Source organism: Rhodoferax sp. (assembly GCF_044236835.1).
Lineage (GTDB): Bacteria > Pseudomonadota > Gammaproteobacteria > Burkholderiales > Burkholderiaceae_C > Allorhodoferax.
Window position 1 is genome coordinate 1 of record NZ_JBIIGC010000031.1, and the last position, 17,673, is coordinate 17,673.

General features: G+C 58.8%; 25 protein-coding genes and 1 pseudogene. 22 read left to right on the forward strand and 4 right to left on the reverse strand.

The annotated features are described in order from the left end of the window. From ACILRC_RS14580 to ACILRC_RS14640, 13 genes and pseudogenes are all read left to right on the forward strand, one after another. Positions 1-127, forward strand: a pseudogene (locus tag ACILRC_RS14580) (elongation factor Tu); the annotation flags it as partial. 24 nt (positions 128-151) lie between these two features. Then, positions 152-466 (forward strand): 30S ribosomal protein S10, encoded by a 315-nt coding sequence (gene rpsJ, locus ACILRC_RS14585; RefSeq protein WP_028250951.1) that lies wholly within the window; start codon positions 152-154, stop codon positions 464-466. A 173-nt stretch (positions 467-639) separates the two neighbouring features. Next, a complete protein-coding gene (gene rplC, locus ACILRC_RS14590; RefSeq protein WP_395670122.1) occupies positions 640-1,314 on the forward strand; it encodes a 50S ribosomal protein L3 in 675 nt (224 codons plus the stop codon). After that, entirely contained in the window at positions 1,314-1,934 is a 621-nt protein-coding gene (rplD, locus tag ACILRC_RS14595; RefSeq protein ID WP_395670102.1) for a 50S ribosomal protein L4, read from the forward strand. Before rplC ends, rplD begins: the two co-directional genes overlap by 1 nt. Further along, positions 1,931-2,257, forward strand: coding sequence for a 50S ribosomal protein L23 (rplW, locus tag ACILRC_RS14600; RefSeq protein ID WP_395670103.1), 327 nt, complete (start codon positions 1,931-1,933; stop codon positions 2,255-2,257). The genes rplD and rplW overlap by 4 nt, the downstream gene beginning before the upstream one ends. A gap of 2 nt (positions 2,258-2,259) precedes the next feature. Continuing rightward, entirely contained in the window at positions 2,260-3,084 is an 825-nt protein-coding gene (gene rplB / locus ACILRC_RS14605) for a 50S ribosomal protein L2 (RefSeq protein WP_395670104.1), read from the forward strand. 12 nt (positions 3,085-3,096) lie between these two features. Next, complete coding sequence (gene rpsS, locus ACILRC_RS14610) at positions 3,097-3,375, forward strand: 30S ribosomal protein S19 (RefSeq protein ID WP_094476242.1); 279 nt, start codon at positions 3,097-3,099, stop codon at positions 3,373-3,375. 10 nt (positions 3,376-3,385) lie between these two features. Continuing rightward, entirely contained in the window at positions 3,386-3,715 is a 330-nt protein-coding gene (rplV, locus tag ACILRC_RS14615; RefSeq protein ID WP_075585605.1) for a 50S ribosomal protein L22, read from the forward strand. A gap of 16 nt (positions 3,716-3,731) precedes the next feature. After that, on the forward strand, positions 3,732-4,628 hold the full coding sequence (gene rpsC, locus ACILRC_RS14620) for a 30S ribosomal protein S3 (protein ID WP_395670105.1): 897 nt from the start codon (positions 3,732-3,734) through the stop codon (positions 4,626-4,628). Positions 4,629-4,630: 2 nt separating this feature from the next. Continuing rightward, positions 4,631-5,047, forward strand: a complete 417-nt coding sequence (gene rplP, locus ACILRC_RS14625) for a 50S ribosomal protein L16 (protein ID WP_029708121.1) — start codon at positions 4,631-4,633, stop codon at positions 5,045-5,047. Between the two features lie 16 nt (positions 5,048-5,063). After that, entirely contained in the window at positions 5,064-5,270 is a 207-nt protein-coding gene (rpmC, locus tag ACILRC_RS14630; protein ID WP_395670106.1) for a 50S ribosomal protein L29, read from the forward strand. 10 nt (positions 5,271-5,280) lie between these two features. Next, complete coding sequence (gene rpsQ, locus ACILRC_RS14635) at positions 5,281-5,550, forward strand: 30S ribosomal protein S17 (protein ID WP_395670107.1); 270 nt, start codon at positions 5,281-5,283, stop codon at positions 5,548-5,550. 109 nt (positions 5,551-5,659) lie between these two features. Next, positions 5,660-6,166, forward strand: coding sequence for a peroxiredoxin (locus tag ACILRC_RS14640; RefSeq protein WP_395670108.1), 507 nt, complete (start codon positions 5,660-5,662; stop codon positions 6,164-6,166). On the opposite strand, the gene ACILRC_RS14645 is transcribed toward ACILRC_RS14640, so the two are convergent. Together ACILRC_RS14645 and ACILRC_RS14650 are read right to left on the reverse strand one after the other, a co-directional pair. After that, positions 6,156-6,659 (reverse strand): GNAT family N-acetyltransferase, encoded by a 504-nt coding sequence (locus ACILRC_RS14645; protein WP_395670109.1) that lies wholly within the window; start codon positions 6,657-6,659, stop codon positions 6,156-6,158. The two genes, ACILRC_RS14640 and ACILRC_RS14645, sit on opposite strands and share 11 nt — an antisense overlap. 14 nt (positions 6,660-6,673) lie before the next feature. Beyond that, entirely contained in the window at positions 6,674-7,339 is a 666-nt protein-coding gene (locus ACILRC_RS14650; RefSeq protein WP_395670110.1) for a cytochrome b/b6 domain-containing protein, read from the reverse strand. A gap of 151 nt (positions 7,340-7,490) precedes the next feature. Here ACILRC_RS14650 and ACILRC_RS14655 point away from each other — a divergent pair, with 151 nt between their 5' ends. The 6 genes from ACILRC_RS14655 to ptsP all read left to right on the forward strand — a co-directional run bounded on the left by ACILRC_RS14655 (position 7,491) and on the right by ptsP (position 12,304). After that, on the forward strand, positions 7,491-7,952 hold the full coding sequence (locus ACILRC_RS14655) for a c-type cytochrome (RefSeq protein WP_395670111.1): 462 nt from the start codon (positions 7,491-7,493) through the stop codon (positions 7,950-7,952). Between the two features lie 64 nt (positions 7,953-8,016). Beyond that, positions 8,017-8,589, forward strand: coding sequence for a hypothetical protein (locus ACILRC_RS14660; protein WP_395670112.1), 573 nt, complete (start codon positions 8,017-8,019; stop codon positions 8,587-8,589). Next, positions 8,586-9,824, forward strand: a complete 1,239-nt coding sequence (locus tag ACILRC_RS14665; RefSeq protein WP_395670113.1) for a nitrate/nitrite transporter — start codon at positions 8,586-8,588, stop codon at positions 9,822-9,824. The genes ACILRC_RS14660 and ACILRC_RS14665 overlap by 4 nt, the downstream gene beginning before the upstream one ends. A gap of 23 nt (positions 9,825-9,847) precedes the next feature. Then, positions 9,848-10,294: a PTS sugar transporter subunit IIA gene (locus ACILRC_RS14670; protein WP_395670114.1), complete on the forward strand. Its 447-nt coding sequence runs from the start codon at positions 9,848-9,850 to the stop codon at positions 10,292-10,294. Continuing rightward, a complete protein-coding gene (locus tag ACILRC_RS14675) occupies positions 10,263-10,532 on the forward strand; it encodes an HPr family phosphocarrier protein (RefSeq protein WP_395670115.1) in 270 nt (89 codons plus the stop codon). Before ACILRC_RS14670 ends, ACILRC_RS14675 begins: the two co-directional genes overlap by 32 nt. Further along, on the forward strand, positions 10,529-12,304 hold the full coding sequence (ptsP, locus tag ACILRC_RS14680) for a phosphoenolpyruvate--protein phosphotransferase (protein WP_395670116.1): 1,776 nt from the start codon (positions 10,529-10,531) through the stop codon (positions 12,302-12,304). The genes ACILRC_RS14675 and ptsP overlap by 4 nt, the downstream gene beginning before the upstream one ends. Positions 12,305-12,322: 18 nt before the next feature. On the opposite strand, the gene ACILRC_RS14685 is transcribed toward ptsP, so the two are convergent. Together ACILRC_RS14685 and mgrA are read right to left on the reverse strand one after the other, a co-directional pair. Continuing rightward, positions 12,323-13,195 (reverse strand): DMT family transporter, encoded by an 873-nt coding sequence (locus tag ACILRC_RS14685; RefSeq protein WP_395670117.1) that lies wholly within the window; start codon positions 13,193-13,195, stop codon positions 12,323-12,325. A 22-nt stretch (positions 13,196-13,217) separates the two neighbouring features. Continuing rightward, positions 13,218-14,267 (reverse strand): L-glyceraldehyde 3-phosphate reductase, encoded by a 1,050-nt coding sequence (mgrA, locus tag ACILRC_RS14690; RefSeq protein ID WP_395670118.1) that lies wholly within the window; start codon positions 14,265-14,267, stop codon positions 13,218-13,220. Positions 14,268-14,468: 201 nt separating this feature from the next. Here mgrA and ACILRC_RS14695 point away from each other — a divergent pair, with 201 nt between their 5' ends. Genes ACILRC_RS14695 through ACILRC_RS14705 form a run of 3 tightly spaced genes read left to right on the forward strand, consistent with a single transcriptional unit; the run spans position 14,469 to position 17,667 of the window. After that, entirely contained in the window at positions 14,469-15,131 is a 663-nt protein-coding gene (locus tag ACILRC_RS14695; RefSeq protein WP_395670119.1) for a TnsA endonuclease N-terminal domain-containing protein, read from the forward strand. Continuing rightward, positions 15,128-17,041 carry a Mu transposase C-terminal domain-containing protein gene (locus tag ACILRC_RS14700; protein WP_395670120.1) on the forward strand — a complete coding sequence of 638 codons (1,914 nt, stop codon included), beginning with the start codon at positions 15,128-15,130 and terminating at the stop codon, positions 17,039-17,041. The genes ACILRC_RS14695 and ACILRC_RS14700 overlap by 4 nt, the downstream gene beginning before the upstream one ends. Beyond that, a complete protein-coding gene (locus tag ACILRC_RS14705) occupies positions 17,038-17,667 on the forward strand; it encodes a TniB family NTP-binding protein (RefSeq protein WP_395670121.1) in 630 nt (209 codons plus the stop codon). Before ACILRC_RS14700 ends, ACILRC_RS14705 begins: the two co-directional genes overlap by 4 nt. Positions 17,668-17,673 lie beyond the last annotated feature (6 nt).

The following is a 17,673-nucleotide window of genomic DNA, read 5'->3' on the forward strand; positions in this document are numbered from 1 at the left end:
TGGCGACAACGTGTCGATCACTGTGAAGCTGATCAACCCGATCGCCATGGAAGAGGGTCTGCGCTTTGCTATCCGCGAAGGCGGCCGCACTGTGGGCGCGGGCGTCGTTGCCAAGATCATTGCGTAATTCGCACCAAAGCAAGGAATTACCATGGCCACTAAACAAAAAATCCGCATCCGCCTCAAAGCGTTCGATTACAAGCTCATTGACCAATCGGCCGCTGAGATTGTTGACACCGCAAAGCGCACCGGCGCAATCGTCAAAGGCCCCGTGCCTTTGCCGACCCGCATGAAGCGTTTTGACATTCTGCGTTCGCCTCACGTGAACAAGACCAGCCGCGACCAGTTTGAAATCCGTACCCACCAACGTCTGATGGACATCGTTGACCCGACGGACAAGACCGTCGACGCGTTGATGAAGCTCGATCTGCCCGCGGGCGTGGATGTGGAGATCAAGCTGCAGTAATGGGTATGTGGCCTGCGTTAACCAACGCGGGCTTGCATCGGATGGGACTGCGGGTTACACTCGCGGGCTCTGCGCAGTGGCCCTTGGCTCTTCGCAGTGTTTTATTAACAGTCTTTCACGCAAAAACGTAGCGGCCAATTGAAGTCGCTGCGGTGAAAGTAACGGAGAAAACAATGAGTCTTAGCAATCACTTAGGGTTGCTGGGTCGCAAGGTTGGCATGATGCGCCTGTTTACGGAAGAAGGGGATGCAGTCCCCGTCACCGTAGTCGACGTATCCAACAACCGTGTGACGCAGGTCAAAACCCAAGAGAACGATGGCTACGTTGCCTTGCAGGTGACGTTCGGTTCGCGCAAAGCATCGCGTGTAACCAAGCCAGTCGCTGGGCACCTTGCCAAGGCAGGTGTGCAAGCCGGTGAAATCATCCAAGAGTTTCGCGTGACCGCCGAGTCCGCCGCAAAGTACCCTGCGGGAGCAACGCTGCCTGTGACGGATGTCTTTGCGGTAGGCCAAAAGGTGGACGTGCAGGGCACGACCATCGGCAAGGGATACGCCGGAACCATCAAGCGTCACAACATGAGTTCGCAGCGCGCGTCGCACGGTAACAGCCGTTCGCACAACGTGCCCGGCTCCATCGGTATGGCGCAGGATCCGGGACGTGTGTTTCCGGGTAAGCGCATGACCGGCCACATGGGCGATGAGACTGTAACAACCCAAAACCTGGACGTGTTTCGGATCGATGAAGCGCGCCAACTGCTTTTAATCAAAGGTGCCGTCCCCGGTTCCGCTGGCGGTTTTGTGACCGTTCGCCCGGCGGTGAAGGCAGCAGCCTCGAAAGGATCGAACTGATGCAGCTCGAACTCCTCAATGACCAAGGCCAGGCGACGTCCAAGTACGACGCGCCCGAGACCTTGTTCGGACGCGACTACAACGAAGACTTGGTGCACCAAGTCGTGGTCGCATTCCAGGCCAACGCCCGCCAAGGCACACGTGCCCAAAAAGACCGGCAGCAGGTGCACCACTCCACCAAGAAGCCGTTCAAACAAAAGGGAACCGGTCGCGCCCGCGCCGGCATGACGTCTTCTCCGCTGTGGCGTGGAGGCGGTCGCATTTTCCCGAACATGCCCGATGAAAACTTCAGTCAGAAGCTCAACAAGAAGATGTACCGCGCCGGTATGGCGTCCATCTTCTCGCAGCTTGCCCGCGAAGGTCGCTTGGCTGTGGTCGATTCCTTGAAGGTGGACTCGCCCAAGACCAAGGCGCTGGCCGCCAAGTTCAAGGCAATGAACTTGGAATCGGTGCTGGTGATTGCCGACGAGGTCGATGAAAACCTGTACCTCGCGTCCAGAAACCTGGTCAACATTTTGGTGGTGGAGCCCCGTTACGCAGATCCCCTCTCGCTGGTGCACTACCGCAAGGTGCTGGTGACCAAGGCTGCCATGGACCAACTCAAGGAGATGTTCGCATGAGCCACGGTCCTAATCTGTCTAAGTTCGATGAAGGTCGGTTGATGCAAGTGTTGGTTGCGCCGATCGTGTCTGAGAAGGCCACCATGGTTGCAGAGAAGAGCAATGCGGTGACCTTCAAAGTGTTGCAAGACGCCACCAAATACGAAATCAAAGCCGCTGTTGAACTGATGTTCAAGGTCGCGGTCAAGGGCGTTTCCGTGGTCAACACCAAAGGCAAGACCAAGCGTTTTGGCAAGTCCATGGGCCGCCGCGACAACGTTCGCAAGGCCTATGTGACCTTGCAGCCTGGTCAAGAGATCAACCTCGGTGGGGAGGCTGCGTAATCATGGCTGTTATCAAGATCAAACCCACTTCGCCCGGTCGCCGTGGCGTGGTGAAGATTTCGCGCGACCATCTGTACAAAGGTGCGCCGCACGCTGCTTTGTTGGAACCCCAGTTTCAGCAGGCCGGCCGCAACAACAACGGCCACATCACCACCCGCCACAAAGGCGGTGGACACAAGCACCACTACCGTTTGGTGGACTTCCGTCGCAGCAAAGACGGCATTCCCGCCAAGGTGGAGCGTATCGAGTACGACCCCAACCGTTCTGCCCACATCGCTCTGGTGTGCTATGCAGACGGTGAACGCAAGTACATCATTGCGCCTCGCGGTCTGGAAGTCGGCGCCACCATCATGAGTGGCTCCGAAGCTCCCATCCGCGTTGGCAACACCTTGCCGATTCGCAACATCCCAGTGGGATCCATCATCCATTGCGTTGAGCTGCAAGTGGGCAAGGGCGCGCAGATCATCCGCTCGGCTGGCACGTCGGCAACTTTGCTGGCACGTGAAGGCACCTACGCGCAGGTCCGCGTACGCTCAGGTGAGGTTCGCAAGATCCACATCGACTGCCGCGCCACCATTGGACAAGTTGCCAATGAAGAGCACAGCCTGCGCCAGTTGGGCAAGGCCGGTGTGAAGCGTTGGATGGGTATCCGCCCGACCGTTCGCGGTGTGGTGATGAACCCCGTGGACCACCCCCATGGCGGTGGCGAGGGCAAGACCGGTGAAGGCCGTCATGCAGTCGATCCTTGGGGTAACTTGACCAAGGGTTACCGTACCCGTAACAACAAGCGCACGCAGGTCATGATCGTGTCGCGTCGCAAGAAGTAAGGGGAAGGTTAGATGACTCGCTCACTCAAAAAAGGTCCTTTTGTAGACCACCACCTTGTGGCCAAGACCGAAAAGGCCGTGGCAACCAAGGATAAGAAGCCGATCAAGACCTGGTCGCGTCGCTCGATGATCTTGCCTGACTTCATCGGCTTGACCATCGCCGTGCACAACGGCAAGCAGCACGTGCCGGTCTATATCACCGACCAAATGGTAGGCCACAAGTTGGGAGAGTTCGCGCTCACCCGTACTTTCAAGGGCCACCCTGCGGACAAAAAAGTCCAGAAGAAATAAGGAGGTGACCATGGAAACACGTGCAACCCTTCGTGGCGTGCGTTTGTCGGTTGACAAAGGACGTCTGGTCGCGGACTTGATCCGCGGCAAAAAAGTGGATCAAGCCCTCAACATCTTGCAGTTCACGCAGAAAAAAGCTGCCGTGATCATTAAGAAGGTGTTGGAGTCGGCGATTGCCAATGCGGAGCACAACGACGGCGCCGACATCGACGAGTTGAAGGTGAAAACCATCTACGTCGAGCAAGGTGCGTCTTTGCGCCGGTTCACGGCCCGCGCCAAGGGCCGCGGAAACCAGATCAGAAAACCCACGTGCCATGTGTACGTGACGGTTGGTAACTGAAAGAGGCAAGGAAGATATGGGACAAAAAATCCACCCAACCGGCTTTCGCCTCTCGATCAGCCGCAATTGGTCCTCGCGTTGGTACGCGAATGACCGCGACTTCGCTGGCATGCTGGCAGAAGACATCAAGGTGCGTGAGTACCTCAAGCTCAAGCTCAAGAGCGCTTCGGTTTCTCGCATCCTGATTGAGCGCCCCGCCAAGAACGCGCGCATCACCATTTTCTCGGCACGCCCGGGCGTGGTGATCGGTAAGAAGGGCGAAGACATCGAGAACCTCAAGCGCGATCTGGGCAAGATGCTCAATGTGCCGGTTGCAGTCAACATCGAAGAAGTGCGCAAGCCTGAAATCGATGCCAAGCTGATCGCCGATAGCATCACGCAACAGCTCGAAAAGCGCATCATGTTCCGCCGTGCCATGAAACGCGCCATGCAAAACGCCATGCGTTTGGGCGCCTTGGGCATCAAGATCATGTCCGCTGGTCGCCTGAACGGTATCGAGATTGCACGCACTGAGTGGTACCGCGAAGGCCGCGTACCGTTGCACACGTTGCGCGCCGACATCGACTACGGCACCTCAGAAGCCAAGACCACTTACGGCGTAATTGGTGTGAAGGTGTGGGTTTACAAGGGTGATACCTTAGGCCGAAACGATCTACCAGCTGCCACCGAACCCCGCGCTGAAGAAGATCGTCGCCCACGTGGTCCCCGACGCGATGACCGTGGCGGTGCGCGCCCCGCAGGAGACCGTCGTCCAACCGCTGGCGCCCGCCGTCCTGCTGGTGCCGCAAGCGCGCCTGCGGATGGCAGCGACAAACCGGTCGAGGCCTCTGGCATCGACGCTACCAAACCCGCCGTTAAGCGCGTTCGCAAAGTCGCCGCGCCTGCTGCAGCAGCAGACGGCAAAGGAGAATAAATATGTTGCAACCCGCTCGCCGGAAATACCGCAAAGAGCAAAAAGGCCGTAACACCGGCATTGCGACCCGAGGCAGCTCGGTCGCGTTCGGTGACTTTGGTCTGAAATGTACCGACCGCGGCCGTCTGACGGCCCGCCAGATCGAAGCTGCACGCCGTGCGATTTCCCGTCACGTCAAACGTGGCGGGCGTATCTGGATCCGCGTGTTCCCTGATAAGCCGATCTCCCAAAAGCCCGCCGAGGTGCGCATGGGTAACGGTAAAGGCAATCCCGAGTACTACGTGGCTGAAATTCAGCCAGGCAAGATCGTGTTTGAAATCGTCGGCGTGCCTGAAGAGTTGGCCCGTGAAGCGTTCCGTTTGGCTGCGGCCAAGCTGCCATTGCGTACCACGTTCGTGGCCCGCATGATTGGTCAGTAATCAGGAGAGACATGCAATGAAAACTACTGAACTGCGCCAAAAAGACGTTGCCGGTTTGCAAGCCGAAGTCAAGGCGCTGCAAAAAGCCCACTTTGGTCTGCGTATGCAAAAGGCTACGCAGCAACTCAACAACACAGCAACGTTGCGCTCTGCACGTCGCGCTATCGCCCGCGCCAAGACTATTCTTGTCGAGAAGCAAAGCGCTGAAACATCCGCCAAATAAGGAGCGACACATGACGGAAGCTAAAACATCCCTCAAGCGCACCTTGATCGGCAAGGTGGTCAGCGACAAGCGTGCCAAGACGGTTACCGTTTTGATCGAGCGCCGTGTCAAACACGAGCTCTACGGCAAGATCGTTGGCAAGTCCAGCAAGTACCATGCCCATGATGAAAAGGGTGAGTACAAGCTGGGTGACATGATCGAAATCACCGAAAGCCGCCCGATTTCCAAAACCAAGAATTGGGTAGCCACCCGCTTGGTGCAAAAGGCAGCAGCGGTGTAAGTCGGTCGCAGCGCAAGACTATTGGCTTGTGCTGCAGCGGCACTCAAGATGACGGCCCACAATGTGGGCCGTTTTTATTGGTTCATTCATTTAACGAGAGGGATTGCACATGATTAAAGTCGGCGACACCTTGCCACCTACCACCCTGATGGAGTACTCCGAAGTCGAGGGTGAGGGCTGCAGTATTGGCCCCAACGCGGTCGACGTAGCCAAGGCTGCAGCGGGCAGAACGATTGCGTTGTTCGCGTTGCCAGGCGCATTCACTCCCACTTGCTCAGCCAAGCATGTGCCGGGCTACCTCGCGCAGTTTGATGCATTCAAGGCAGCCGGCGTCGACGAAATCTGGTGTGTGAGTGTGAACGATGCGTTCGTGATGGGCGCATGGGCACGCGACCAAAAGACCGGCAACAAAGTTCGCATGCTCGGTGATGGTGATGCTGCGTTCACCAAGGCCACGGGTTTGACTCTGGACTTGACCGGAAAAGGAATGGGCTTACGCAGCTGCCGCTACTCCATGCTGGTGAAGGACGGCAAAGTTGCTGTGTTGAACATCGAAGCACCGGGCAAGTTTGAGGTCAGCGACGCGGCCACCTTGCTCGCTCAAGTCAAGGCTTGAGGTCCACCTTGAGGTAGTGCGCACCGGGGATGGGGTTGAAGTAGTACGGTGCAATGGCGACAAAGCCCAAGTCCTCGTAGAGGCCGCGGGCTGACTCCATGTCGTCGAGCGTGTCGAGCAACACGCAGCTGTACCCGATCTGCCTCGCCGTCTCCAGCGCCATCTCAGCGAGTTGGCGACCCAGACCCAAACCACGGAACTGCGGGCGCACGTAGAGGCGCTTCATTTCGCAGGCGTTGGCGTGGTCACTGTGGTCTAGCGGGCGCAATGCGCAGCAGCCGGCCGACTCGCTATCGACCGTCGCCCACAACAGCGCGCCACGCGGACTGGCGTACTCGCCCGGCAGCTCGCTAATCTCCTTCTCAAACCCCGTGAAGCATTGGCTGTGACCAATGGACGCGGCGTATTCTGCAAACAGCGTGCGCACCTGCGCATGTTGCTGCGTACTGGCGGGAGCACACTGCGCAATTGCGAGTTCAGGATGCGATGCCATAACGTGTGATCTCACTACTGTGCCATGCGCAACAACAGGGCCACTGCTACCCCGCAGGCCAGCAGGACCACCAGTGCAAACAGGCGGCTTCCCAAATCATCACGCGAGGGGCTGGGGCTGTGGGTCAGCTCTTTGTCGCCAGTGAGCATGGGTTTCACCAAGTTCTCCTTCCTCTTGAACCGGTACCAAGCAATCGCCAGGACATGCAGCGCCACCAAGCCGATCAGCACCAATTTGCCCACCTCGGTATGAAAAAAGGTGGCCCATGCCACCCAGTCCGGCGGCGCCTTGGCTGCAAAAGGACCGGCAGCGAGGATTTCATCGTCGCTCATCAGCCCTGCGCTCACTTGCACCAGCAAGGCCGCAAGCAAACCCAACACCGACAAAGCGCCCAAAGGGTTGTGGCCCACGGATCGCGCATCTGATTCTGAGTTGCCCCTGATGTAGGCAAGCAGCCGCGCGGGTGAGGGCACAAAACTGCTAAAGCGCGACCAGTAGCCGCCGGTAAAGCCCCAGACCACGCGAAACAAGACCAAGGTCAAAACGCAATAGCCCAAGCGGAAATGCCACTGCGTGGCATCGCCCCCGACCTCTGCTGTGATGACCAGCCCCACCACACACAGCACCAGTGCCCAATGAAACAAACGCGTGGGCAAATCCCAGACTCTGACTTTGACCACTATGTGTCTCCCAAAAAACAAAAAACGCAACGCAGCGGTGCACAGAAGAACAGCGTTACGGGTACATTCGCAGCACCTGCACACCACAGGAATGCGGGCCAACTCTGCCCCACGGCCACCGCGTTTTATCACAACCTCTTTAGGAGTCACCATGAAAAAAATTGCTGTACTGGCGCTCGCCGCTGTTGCTGGCGCACTCTGCACACCTGCCTTCGCACAGTTTGCCAAGCCCGAAGACGCCATCAAGTACCGACAAAGCGCGTTGTTCATCATGGCGCAGAATGTCGGCCGCATTGGTGCCATGGCACAGGGCCGTGTGCCGTTTGATGCGAAGGTGGCCGCCGACAGCGCAGCCACCGCCGAGTTCATGTCCAAGCTGCCGTGGAGCGCCTTTGTTGACGGCAGCCAAAAGGGTTCGATTCCTACCCGTGCCAAGCCCGAAATCTGGGCGGAAAAAGCAAAGTTCGATGGGCTCTCAGAGAAGCTCCAAGCCGAGATGGCCAAGCTCAATGCCGCAGCGAAAACCGGCAACTTGGACAACATCAAGTCTGCGATGGGTGGCGTTGGGGCAGCCTGCAAAGCCTGCCACGACGATTACCAAGCCAAGCTGTAAGCACGTGCCCCACCGACCGCTGTGGGTCCTTTGCTCGGTGTAGCGCCTGCAGCACGGCGGGGACATGGCCGCAACTGTTGAAGCGCTAGCGCTGCTTCGCCGAGCGCGGCGCAAACTGGAGTCCCCAACCGTTAAGCACAAGCGATGGCTGGTAGTTGCGTCGCTGGTGTGGAGCGTAGCCGCCTGCTCCCCCGCTCTGAACTGGCGCCAAGTGGAACTGGGAGACTTGTCCTTATGGTTGCCCTGCAAGCCTGACCGAACTCACCGGGACTGGCAGTTGCCAGTGGGGACCTTTCCGGTTGAGGTGGTTGGCTGCGAAGCGGATGGCGCGCTGTTTGCTGCAAGCCATCTGCGCGGGTTGCCGCCTGACCGCATGGAGGCAGCACTCGATGCATGGCAAGGTGGCGCGTTTGCGAGCATGGCTGCGACCCAAACCTCCGCGGTGGCTTCTGTCACCCCACATGCTGTACACCAAAGGCAGTGGAGTGCCCAAGGAAATCGCGCCAACGGCGAGCCGGTGCAGGCCAGGTTGGCGTGGTGGGTGGTCGGACAAGACATTTACCACGTCGCCGTGTATGCAAAAGCACTGCGTGCTGAGCAGGTGGATCCGCTACTCGAACAAATCAAACTGCCGTGAACTTTCTTGCACCCCGGCGCGCCATTCTGGTGTTTGCCACATTAGCGTTTGCCTACTTCCTGTCGACCTTGGTTCGGGCGATCACCGCCACCTTGGCGCCCACGCTGACGGCTGAGTTTTCATTGCGCGCATCGGACCTCGGGCTCCTGGCAGGTGGTTACTTTCTGGGCTTCGCTGTGACGCAACTGCCTCTGGGCGCATGGCTTGATCGGTTTGGTCCGAAGCGCGTCGAGGTGGCCTTCTTAGCGGTGGCGGTGGTGGGTTGCGCGCTGTTTTCTGTGGCAGAGAGTTTTGCCGGGCTGCTGGTGGGCCGGATTCTGTGCGGTGTCGGCGTGAGTGCGTGCCTCATGGCCGCGCTCACGGGCTACCGCCGCTGGTACGCGCCAGCGCTTCAGATGCGGGCCAACTCCTGGATGCTCATGGTCGGTGCATTGGGCATGCTGGCCTCCACTTTGCCAGTGCAGTGGCTGCTGCCTACCGTGGGTTGGCGACCACTGTTTCTGTTTTTGGCCGCTGGCGTGGTGCTTGCCATGGTGTGTATCGCATGGCAACTCCCGCGGTGGGAGCCTGCAATGCTGGGCAGCGACTCGGAAGGTACGTCGGATGGGTCCAGCGCCAGCAGCGGCTACAGCGAGGTCTGGCGTAATCCCTACTTCCGGCGCATGGCGCCTCTGGGCTTCGTCAACTACGGCGGGTTGGTGGCAATTCAAACCTTGTGGGCCGGGCCCTGGATGGTCAAGGTTGCGGGGTACTCACCCGCCCAGGCGGCGCTGGGCCTGTTTTGGATCAATGCTTGCATGCTCGTGGCCTACTTGCTGTGGGGCTGGGCCAGCCCGAGGTTGGCGCGCGGCGGGCATACTGCTGAACGATTGATGGTGCGGTGGGTGCCGCTTTCATTGGCGTTGGTGGCGCTGATCGCCGTCTGCGGCAGCGCCATCGGCGGCTTTGCGACGCTGGCACTTGCGCTCTTTTGTGTCGCGTCTACCGTGTGTTCCTTGGCCCAGCCTGCGGTGGGTATGGCGTTTCCCAGCGCGCTTGCTGGCCGTGCATTGTCGGCGTACAACTTGGTGATCTTCGCAGGGGTGTTTTCGGTGCAGTGGGGCTTGGGCCTGGCGATCGATGGCTTGCGTGCCTTGGGGTGGAGCGACATTGCCGCGCACCAGGGTGCACTGTTGATTTACGCACTGTTGTGCCTGTGGGCCTACTTGCATCTTGTGATGGCGAAAAAGTCATAATCCAAAGGCACTCCCAACAGACTATGAACACCGGCATCTTCATCATTGCCCACGCGCCGCTTGCCAGCGCCTTGCGTGCTAGCGTGTTGCATGTGTACCCGGATGCGGCTGGAGGCGTCGTGGCCTTGGATGTGCCGCCCAACGAATTGCCGGAGCTAACCCGCACCCGCGCCGTGGCGCTGCTCAAGTCGCTCAACACCCCCAACGCCTTGGTGCTGACCGATGTGTTCGGTGCCACCCCGTGCAATGTGGCGCAGAAGGTCGTTAACGGTGTGCAGTCCAAGCTGGTTGCGGGCGTTAACTTGCCGATGTTATTGCGTACGGTCAATTACCAGCACGAGGCGCTCGATATATTGATGGCCAGGGCCATGGCTGGCGGCATGCAAAGCATCATGCAGGTCGCGGTAACTGCGCCACAAAACCAGCAGAGAAAAAGCAATGATCAACAGCACCACGACCATAGTCAATAAGTTGGGCCTGCATGCGCGGGCGTCTGCCAAGCTCACCAAACTGGCTGGCAGCTTTCCGTGCGAGGTGTGGCTCAGCCGCGGTGACCGCCGCGTCAATGCCAAAAGCATTATGGGCGTGATGATGCTCGCCGCCGCCTTGGGAACCGAGGTGGTGATTGAGACCCAGGGCGCGCAGGAGCGCGAGGCGATGGATGCTTTGCTGGCCCTGATTGCGGACAAATTTGGGGAAGGCGAGTGACCTTTTGCGTCCACGGCCTAGCCGTATCCCGTGGCGTCGCCATTGGGCGCGCGGTGTTGGTTGCCTCGGGCCGTGTGGATGTTGCGCATTACTTTATCAACCCCTGGTCGGTGGAGAGTGAAATCCACCGTGTGCGCTGTGGCCGAGATACGGTGGTGGCCGAGATACAGCGGCTGCAGGAGAGCATCGCGCACATGGGTCCAAAAGAGGCACCCCACGAGCTCTCTGCCTTGCTCGATGTGCACCTGATGCTGCTTCAAGACGCGGAACTCATCAGCGGTGTTAAGCACTGGATTACCGACCGCCTCTACAACGCCGAGTGGGCGCTGACCACCCAACTCGAAGTCATCGCCCGCCAGTTTGACGAGATGGAGGATGTCTACCTGCGTGAGCGCAAAGCCGACCTGGAGCAAATTGTTGAGCGTGTGCTGCGTGCCATGAAGGGCCAAGACGCCCCGGTGGTGGAGCAAGCGCCGCGGCGATCCCGCCAGCAGCCACAACAAGATTTGCTGCTCGATGACACGGTCGATGTGCCCTTGGTCCTCATCGCCCATGACCTCTCACCGGCAGACATGTTGCAGTTCAAGCACAGTGTGTTTGCCGGATTCATCACCGACGTGGGCGGGAAGACTTCGCACACCGCCATCGTTGCGCGCAGCATGGACATTCCGGCGGTGGTGGGGGCGCGCACTTGTAGCCAACTGGTACGCCAGGACGACTGGGTCATCATTGACGGCGATGCGGGTGTCGTCATCGTGGATCCGTCGCCCATCATCTTGGCGGAGTACGGCTTCAAGCAGCGCCAAGGCGCACTGGAGCGAGGCCGACTTCAGCGCCTGCTGCACACACCCTCGGTCACCATGGACGGTCAGCGCGTGCAACTCCTGGCCAATATCGAGATGCCTGAGGACGCCCAGACCGCGTTGCAGGCGGGTGCAGTGGGCGTGGGGCTGTTTCGCAGCGAGTTCTTGTTCATGGGCCGCCAGGGCCGCCTGCCCGATGAAGAAGAGCAGTACCAAGCCTACAAACGCGCTGTCGAAGGCATGCAGGGATTGCCAGTGACCATTCGCACAGTGGATGTGGGCGCCGACAAATCGCTGGACAAAACGATGCGGGACGAGGCTCACCTCAACCCTGCACTGGGCCTGCGCGCCATCCGGTGGAGTCTGGCCGACCCGGCCATGTTTTTGACCCAGCTGCGCGCCATCTTGCGCGCCGCTGCGCACGGTCAGGTGCGTTTGTTGGTGCCTATGCTGGCCCATGCGCGCGAGATTCGGCAAACCTTGGCGCACATCGAACAGGCCCGCGCCAGCCTGGATAGCAAAGGCGTGGCCTATGGCCCTGTCAAGCTCGGCGCCATGATCGAAGTGCCGGCCGCTGCTTTGAGTCTACGCATGTTTTTGCAGCACTTTGACTTCTTGTCGATTGGCACCAACGACCTGATCCAGTACACCCTGGCCATCGACCGAGCGGACGAGTCGGTGGCGCATTTGTACGATCCCCTGCACCCGGCGATCTTGAAACTGGTGGCTGACACCATCGCCGAATGCGACGCGCAGGGCAAGGAAGTGAGTGTCTGCGGAGAAATGGCCGGCGACATCGGCCTGACCCGTTTACTGCTGGGTTTGGGGCTGCGCAGTTTTTCCATGCACCCGGCGCAAATTTTGGCGGTCAAGCAGGAAATTTTGCGCGCTGACACAGCGCGTCTGCAGCCCTGGGCCATGCGGGTCCTCAGCGCAGAGGATCCCGTGCAAGCGCTGGCAGCGGTGTAGAGCCGCAGCTTGCGTGGTTTAGCGGCTGGCGCGCGCGCCCAGCACCGCCGCCCCAACGATCAAAGCTGCTGCGCCCAACACCGAAGCGCTGGGCGGCTCGGAGCGCATCCATAGCAGGGCCAAGGTCGACAGCAAAGGCGTCAGGAACGACAACACCCCAATCTGCCGCGGGTCGCCTTGCTTGAGTGCGGCGTCCCACAGGTAAAACGCACCGCCCAAAGGCCCCAAGCCCAGCGCTACCAGCAGCGCCCAATCGGTCGCGCTGAGTGACACCGGTGTCTCCAGCAGCAGATGGCACAGCAGCGACAAGAGGCCGGACACCAAACCAAACAATCCCATGGCTGCGGTTGGAAAACGTGCCACGCGTTGGCTGAGCAGGGAGTAGCTGGCCCAGACAAAGGCCGAGACCAAGGCCAGGACATAACCCCAAGCGAACCCGCCTTCCAGGTTCCGCCCGCCCAGGATGGCCAGCGCGGCGCCACAAAAACCTATGGCCGCGGCCACCACATGCAGCGCCGATAGCCGCATACCCGGCAAGAAAAGTGGTGCCAGCAACACGATGCCCAGTGGCCATAGGTAGTTCACCAAATTGGCCTGCACCGGCGGGGCGTGTCGCAGTGCGATGAAGAGCAAGAAGTGGAAGCCAAACAAGCCGTACACCCCCAGCAACAGCGTAGGCAGTGGCACCGCCCACGCCCTCAAGCGCCAGCCCGACAGCGGTACGCCGATAAGGCTTCCCACCAGCAATCCAATGCCTGTGAGTAAGAAGGCCGGCACGTGCTGCAGCAAAACCCCCAGTGGTGCCAGTGTGCCCCACAACGCGATGGCGCCGAGCGCCAGCAGCGTCGATCGCGCACCGGCGCTAAGACCGCGGTTTGGTGTAAGCGCCATGCAAAAGTGTGCGCGCGCTCGATCAGCCTGGGCGCTGGTCGGTGGAGGGTTTTTTCCACAGGTTGATGCCACCATCCACTGCATGTTGGTCGATGGCCTGCAGCTCGGCAATGGAGAACGCAAGGTTCTTCATAGCACCCGCAAGGTCGACGATTTGCGCGGGCTTGCTCGCACCAATCAGGGCCGATGTCACGCGCGCATCGCGCAGCACCCAGGCGGTGGCCATCTGTGCCAAGGTCTGCCCGCGCGCGCGGGCAATCTCGTTGAGTGCGCGCACGTGGGCCAGATTCGCGTCACTCAAATGGTCGGAGGTGAAGGAGCCGCCGCCCGGGCGGTTGATGCGCGCGTCACTAGGAACACCATGGAGGTATTTGTCAGTGAGCAGCCCCTGTGCCAAAGCACTGAAGGCAATGCAGCCCATGCCGGTTTCGTCCAGCGCTGAGAGCAAATCTTCCTCGATCCAACGGTTGAGCAAGCTGTAGGACGGCTGGTGGATCAAGGCCTTGACGCCCATGCTTTTGAGCAGCGCCGCTGCTTCGCGGGTCTTGCCTGGCGAGTAGCTGCTGATGCCCACGTACAAGGCCTTGCCCTGCTGCACTGCACTGGCGAGTGCTCCCATGGTTTCTTCCAGCGGAGTGTCGGGGTCGAAGCGGTGGCTGTAGAAGATGTCGACATAGTCCAGGCCCATGCGCTGCAGGCTTTGGTCCAGGCTGGCCAGTACGTACTTGCGCGAGCCGCCGCCCTGGCCATACGGTCCGGGCCACATATCCCACCCCGCCTTGCTGGAGATGATCAGCTCGTCGCGGTAGGGTTTGAAATCGCGCCGCAGGTGGACGCCGAAGTTGGTCTCGGCGCTGCCGTAAGGTGGCCCGTAGTTGTTGGCCAGATCGAAATGGGTGATGCCCAAGTCGAACGCGGTACGCAGCATGTCGCGCTGCGTTTGCATCGGCGTGGCATCGCCAAAGTTGTGCCACAGGCCCAAGGAAATCGCTGGCAACTTGAGCCCGCTTTTGCCGCAGCTGCGGTAAGGCATGCGGCCGTCATAGCGCTCGGCGTGGGCTTGGTAATTCATGGGTGGACCTTGGCGTCGTTAGGGGTTGAAGAAGCGGGCGCGTGGCGGTCGGCATTTCGGTTCGGTGTTTGATGTGACTTGTCAGCCGATTTTGAGAAAAACCGCCATCGATCAACAGATCTTATCAGTAGATAATGAGAAAAAGTGCAGAAGTTAGTGAGACTGGTTTGAAATGGCTTCCTAAATCGCTAGACTGGTCACATGCCTGTTCGCAAGATCCCCAAAAATTACCTCTTCGTCACCGGGGCCTACTCAAGTCGCAAAAGCGAGGTGATGGACCAGTTTGAGTCTCTCCTGGAGAAAGACTACCTGCTGGTCCTTGACTTTGATGATGAGGTTGAATCGTTCGAGGTGCAGCCCGTTCGTGTTCCAGTGAAGGGTGTGGCGAAGGGGTATGTTCCCGACGTGCTCGTGAAATACAGACCGGATCCCGAATCAGGTGAGATCCGCAAGCCTCTCCTCGCAGAAGTGAAGCGCAGCGACTTTCTCACGAAACACGCTGCGGATTACGCCCCCAAGTTCGCCGCCGCGCAGGTCTATGCCGAGTCCATGGGATGGGAGTTCAGGACTGTCGATGAAACGGAAATCCGCAGCCCTCGGCTGGCCAACATCAAGTTCTTGCGGGAGTACCGTAACGTTGATCCGTTGGAGACGGATTGCGTGCGTGTGTTGCAAGTCATGGCTGACAAACACGGGGTTTCGTCCTCAGAGGGCATCCTGGCGTCGTTGGCGTTGACCGACGACGAACGACTTCACTGGTTACCGGTGATCTGGAGCATGTTGCTCCAGCGGCGCTTATATACGGACCTAGACACTCGTTTCGGTGGTGACGTCGAATTGCGCCTTGCTGGAGCTGCGCGATGACAGACCGGACCATCCCCACCCAGTATTGGGTTACCAAAGGTGCAACAGTCACCAATGGGGGGCGGGAATACGTCATCTTGAATCTGGCGGATGTCAATCTGGTTCTTGCCAGAGATGTTGAGACCGGCAACCAAGTACTTCTCAAGATGGGTGATATCGGACCGCCCACGATAGTGGGAGAGAAAACCGCAGTGAAAACGGTGGAGCCTGAGTTACTCAATGCCACTGAGTTCGACTGGTCCATCGCCCAGAGTAGAAGGCAGTGGATTGAACCCCTGCTGTTAAGTCGCTACCAGCGATCCAATGCGATTTATAAAGAGATCGCGGCAGAAGCCAAAGTCAGCAAGGCCACGGTGTACCGATGGGTCACCGCGTATCGCACTACAGGTACCCTCTCGTCTCTCTTGCCGATGTACCGAAACCGCGGTGGCAAAGCCAAGTCACGCATCGTTCCGGCAGTTGAGGCCATCATTGCCAAGACGTTGGAAGAGTTTCACGACACCGACCAGCATAAGTCCATCGCTGCGACCATCAAAGAGGTCAGACGCTTGTGTTCTAACGCAGAGCTTCCGTTGCCCGCCGTGAATACGGTCCGCGCCAGGCTGGAACAGACCAACGGGCCAGAAAGGACGTTATTGCGCTACGGTGCCGCTGTGGCTCACGCCAAGCACCAGCCGATTAAGGGCGTGATTCCCGACGCTGATTGGCCCTTGAGCATTGTGCAGATCGATCACACCTTGCTGCCGGTGATGATCGTGGACGACAAGCACCGAAAATCTATCAATAGGGCCTGGATCACTCTGGCAATCGACGTATTCAGTCGGTCGTGTTTGGGAATGTACCTTTCGTTGGAGGCGCCCTCATCAATGTCCGCCGGCATGTGCATTAGCCACGCGATTCTTCCCAAGGACGAGTGGTTGCGTCGAAGGGGCATTGTCAGTGTGGACTGGAGCATGTGGGGTGTCATGGGCATTCTTCACATGGACAACGCTCGTGAGTTTCGGGGTGACATGTTGAAGTCAGCTTGCCGGGTCTATGACATCGACATCCATCTACGCCCAGTCAAGAAGCCACGCTATGGGGCACACATAGAGCGCCTTATGGGGACGGTCACTGAGGGGCTCAAGACATTAAAAGGGGCAACGTTTTCAGGGCCGGATGAACTCTATGAGTACGACGCAGAGGGCAATGCATGCATGACCATGGAAGAGATTGAAAAGTGGCTTGTGCTGTTCTTTGCTAGGTACCACTTGGAAGACCATGGTGGCATTGGCATGCCCCCATTGGAGAAGTGGCGGCAAGGGTTGCTAGGAACCAAAGACAAACCTGGTCGCGGCTTGCCCGCCAGACGCACTGACGAAGAACTTCTGAAAATCAACTTCACCCCTTTCATCGAACGCACGATTCAGGCTTATGGCGTACTCATCGACCATGTCCATTACTACCACGACGTGTTGCGGGCCTGGATGGGTGTTATGGACCCCGAGTTCCCCAAGCACAAGCGCATGTTTAAATTTCATCGCGATCCGCGCGATATCAGCCAACTCTACTTCTACGATGAGCTTTCAAAGCGATACGTAACGATTCCCTATCGCGACAGCAGTTTGCCGCCAGTCAGCATTTGGGAGTTGCTCAAGGCCCAGGGTTTAGCTGAAAAGCGAGGGCATTCAAAGGAGAATGAAAAGGCGGTGTTCGCCATCATCAATGAGCAGCGCGCTTTGGAGGAAGAAGCTGCAGGCAAGACCAAAGTGGCACGACGAGAGGCCCAACGGCGCACTGAGCAAGAGAAGACCAGGGCTGAAAAGAAGAAAACGATGCCAAATGTTTCAACACCAGCGAAGTCTGTGACTCCACCCCCAGCGGTCCGCGGCTACAACCCCGATGACGTGCAAGCGTTGGATGACGAATGACTGACGCGACGCGAGACTATCCGCATCTCAATGACGCTGCCAGTGCACTGATAGGCGCCACTGATGCTGAGCGCATCAAGTCGATTCAATCAGGGACCTGGTTGGGTTACGGCAGGGTCAAAGAAATACTGGCGCGCCTGGAGGAGCTGTTGGAATATCCACGCATCACGCGCATGCCCAACATGTTGCTGGTGGCACCTTCGTTTAACGGCAAAACCTCCATTTTGGAGCGCTTCATGGAGTTGCATCCGGTCGACCTGGATGCGACATCGGAGGTGACAACCTGTCCAGTTGTGATGGTGGAGTCACCGCCTACTCCGGATGTGTCGGCGTTTTACACACGTATCCTGGATGCATTGATGGCGCCGTATAAGCCGACGAGTTCTCCTCAGGAAAAGAACTCCCAGGTCAAGCTGCTGTTCAGGGAGATGGGCGTCAAGATGTTGATCATTGATGAAATCCATCACCTGATCGCCGGGAGCATGAATAAGCAGAGAGACTTCAGCCCCGATGGCCACTTCAAACTCCCCCACTTATGGCCAGTCAAACTCCCCCATGGGGGACGCTCGAATTATGACGACTCAGCAGCCATGGCGATGCGTGCCGCGGCCTCTTTGAGCCGGTAGCTCTTG

Excerpts from the sequence above, each read along its gene's own strand:
- rpsJ (WP_028250951.1), top strand. The coding sequence starts at position 152 with ATGGCCACTAAACAAAAAATCCGCATCCGCCTCAAAGCGTTCGATTAC.
- rplC (WP_395670122.1), top strand. The coding sequence starts at position 640 with ATGAGTCTTAGCAATCACTTAGGGTTGCTGGGTCGCAAGGTTGGCATG.
- rplD (WP_395670102.1), top strand. The coding sequence starts at position 1,314 with ATGCAGCTCGAACTCCTCAATGACCAAGGCCAGGCGACGTCCAAGTAC.
- rplW (WP_395670103.1), top strand. The coding sequence starts at position 1,931 with ATGAGCCACGGTCCTAATCTGTCTAAGTTCGATGAAGGTCGGTTGATG.
- rplB (WP_395670104.1), top strand. The coding sequence starts at position 2,260 with ATGGCTGTTATCAAGATCAAACCCACTTCGCCCGGTCGCCGTGGCGTG.
- rpsS (WP_094476242.1), top strand. The coding sequence starts at position 3,097 with ATGACTCGCTCACTCAAAAAAGGTCCTTTTGTAGACCACCACCTTGTG.
- rplV (WP_075585605.1), top strand. The coding sequence starts at position 3,386 with ATGGAAACACGTGCAACCCTTCGTGGCGTGCGTTTGTCGGTTGACAAA.
- rpsC (WP_395670105.1), top strand. The coding sequence starts at position 3,732 with ATGGGACAAAAAATCCACCCAACCGGCTTTCGCCTCTCGATCAGCCGC.
- rplP (WP_029708121.1), top strand. The coding sequence starts at position 4,631 with ATGTTGCAACCCGCTCGCCGGAAATACCGCAAAGAGCAAAAAGGCCGT.
- rpmC (WP_395670106.1), top strand. The coding sequence starts at position 5,064 with ATGAAAACTACTGAACTGCGCCAAAAAGACGTTGCCGGTTTGCAAGCC.
- rpsQ (WP_395670107.1), top strand. The coding sequence starts at position 5,281 with ATGACGGAAGCTAAAACATCCCTCAAGCGCACCTTGATCGGCAAGGTG.
- ACILRC_RS14640 (WP_395670108.1), top strand. The coding sequence starts at position 5,660 with ATGATTAAAGTCGGCGACACCTTGCCACCTACCACCCTGATGGAGTAC.
- ACILRC_RS14645 (WP_395670109.1), bottom strand. The coding sequence starts at position 6,659 with ATGGCATCGCATCCTGAACTCGCAATTGCGCAGTGTGCTCCCGCCAGT.
- ACILRC_RS14655 (WP_395670111.1), top strand. The coding sequence starts at position 7,491 with ATGAAAAAAATTGCTGTACTGGCGCTCGCCGCTGTTGCTGGCGCACTC.
- ACILRC_RS14660 (WP_395670112.1), top strand. The coding sequence starts at position 8,017 with ATGGCCGCAACTGTTGAAGCGCTAGCGCTGCTTCGCCGAGCGCGGCGC.
- ACILRC_RS14670 (WP_395670114.1), top strand. The coding sequence starts at position 9,848 with ATGAACACCGGCATCTTCATCATTGCCCACGCGCCGCTTGCCAGCGCC.
- ACILRC_RS14675 (WP_395670115.1), top strand. The coding sequence starts at position 10,263 with ATGATCAACAGCACCACGACCATAGTCAATAAGTTGGGCCTGCATGCG.
- ACILRC_RS14685 (WP_395670117.1), bottom strand. The coding sequence starts at position 13,195 with ATGGCGCTTACACCAAACCGCGGTCTTAGCGCCGGTGCGCGATCGACG.
- mgrA (WP_395670118.1), bottom strand. The coding sequence starts at position 14,267 with ATGAATTACCAAGCCCACGCCGAGCGCTATGACGGCCGCATGCCTTAC.
- ACILRC_RS14695 (WP_395670119.1), top strand. The coding sequence starts at position 14,469 with ATGCCTGTTCGCAAGATCCCCAAAAATTACCTCTTCGTCACCGGGGCC.
- ACILRC_RS14700 (WP_395670120.1), top strand. The coding sequence starts at position 15,128 with ATGACAGACCGGACCATCCCCACCCAGTATTGGGTTACCAAAGGTGCA.
- ACILRC_RS14705 (WP_395670121.1), top strand. The coding sequence starts at position 17,038 with ATGACTGACGCGACGCGAGACTATCCGCATCTCAATGACGCTGCCAGT.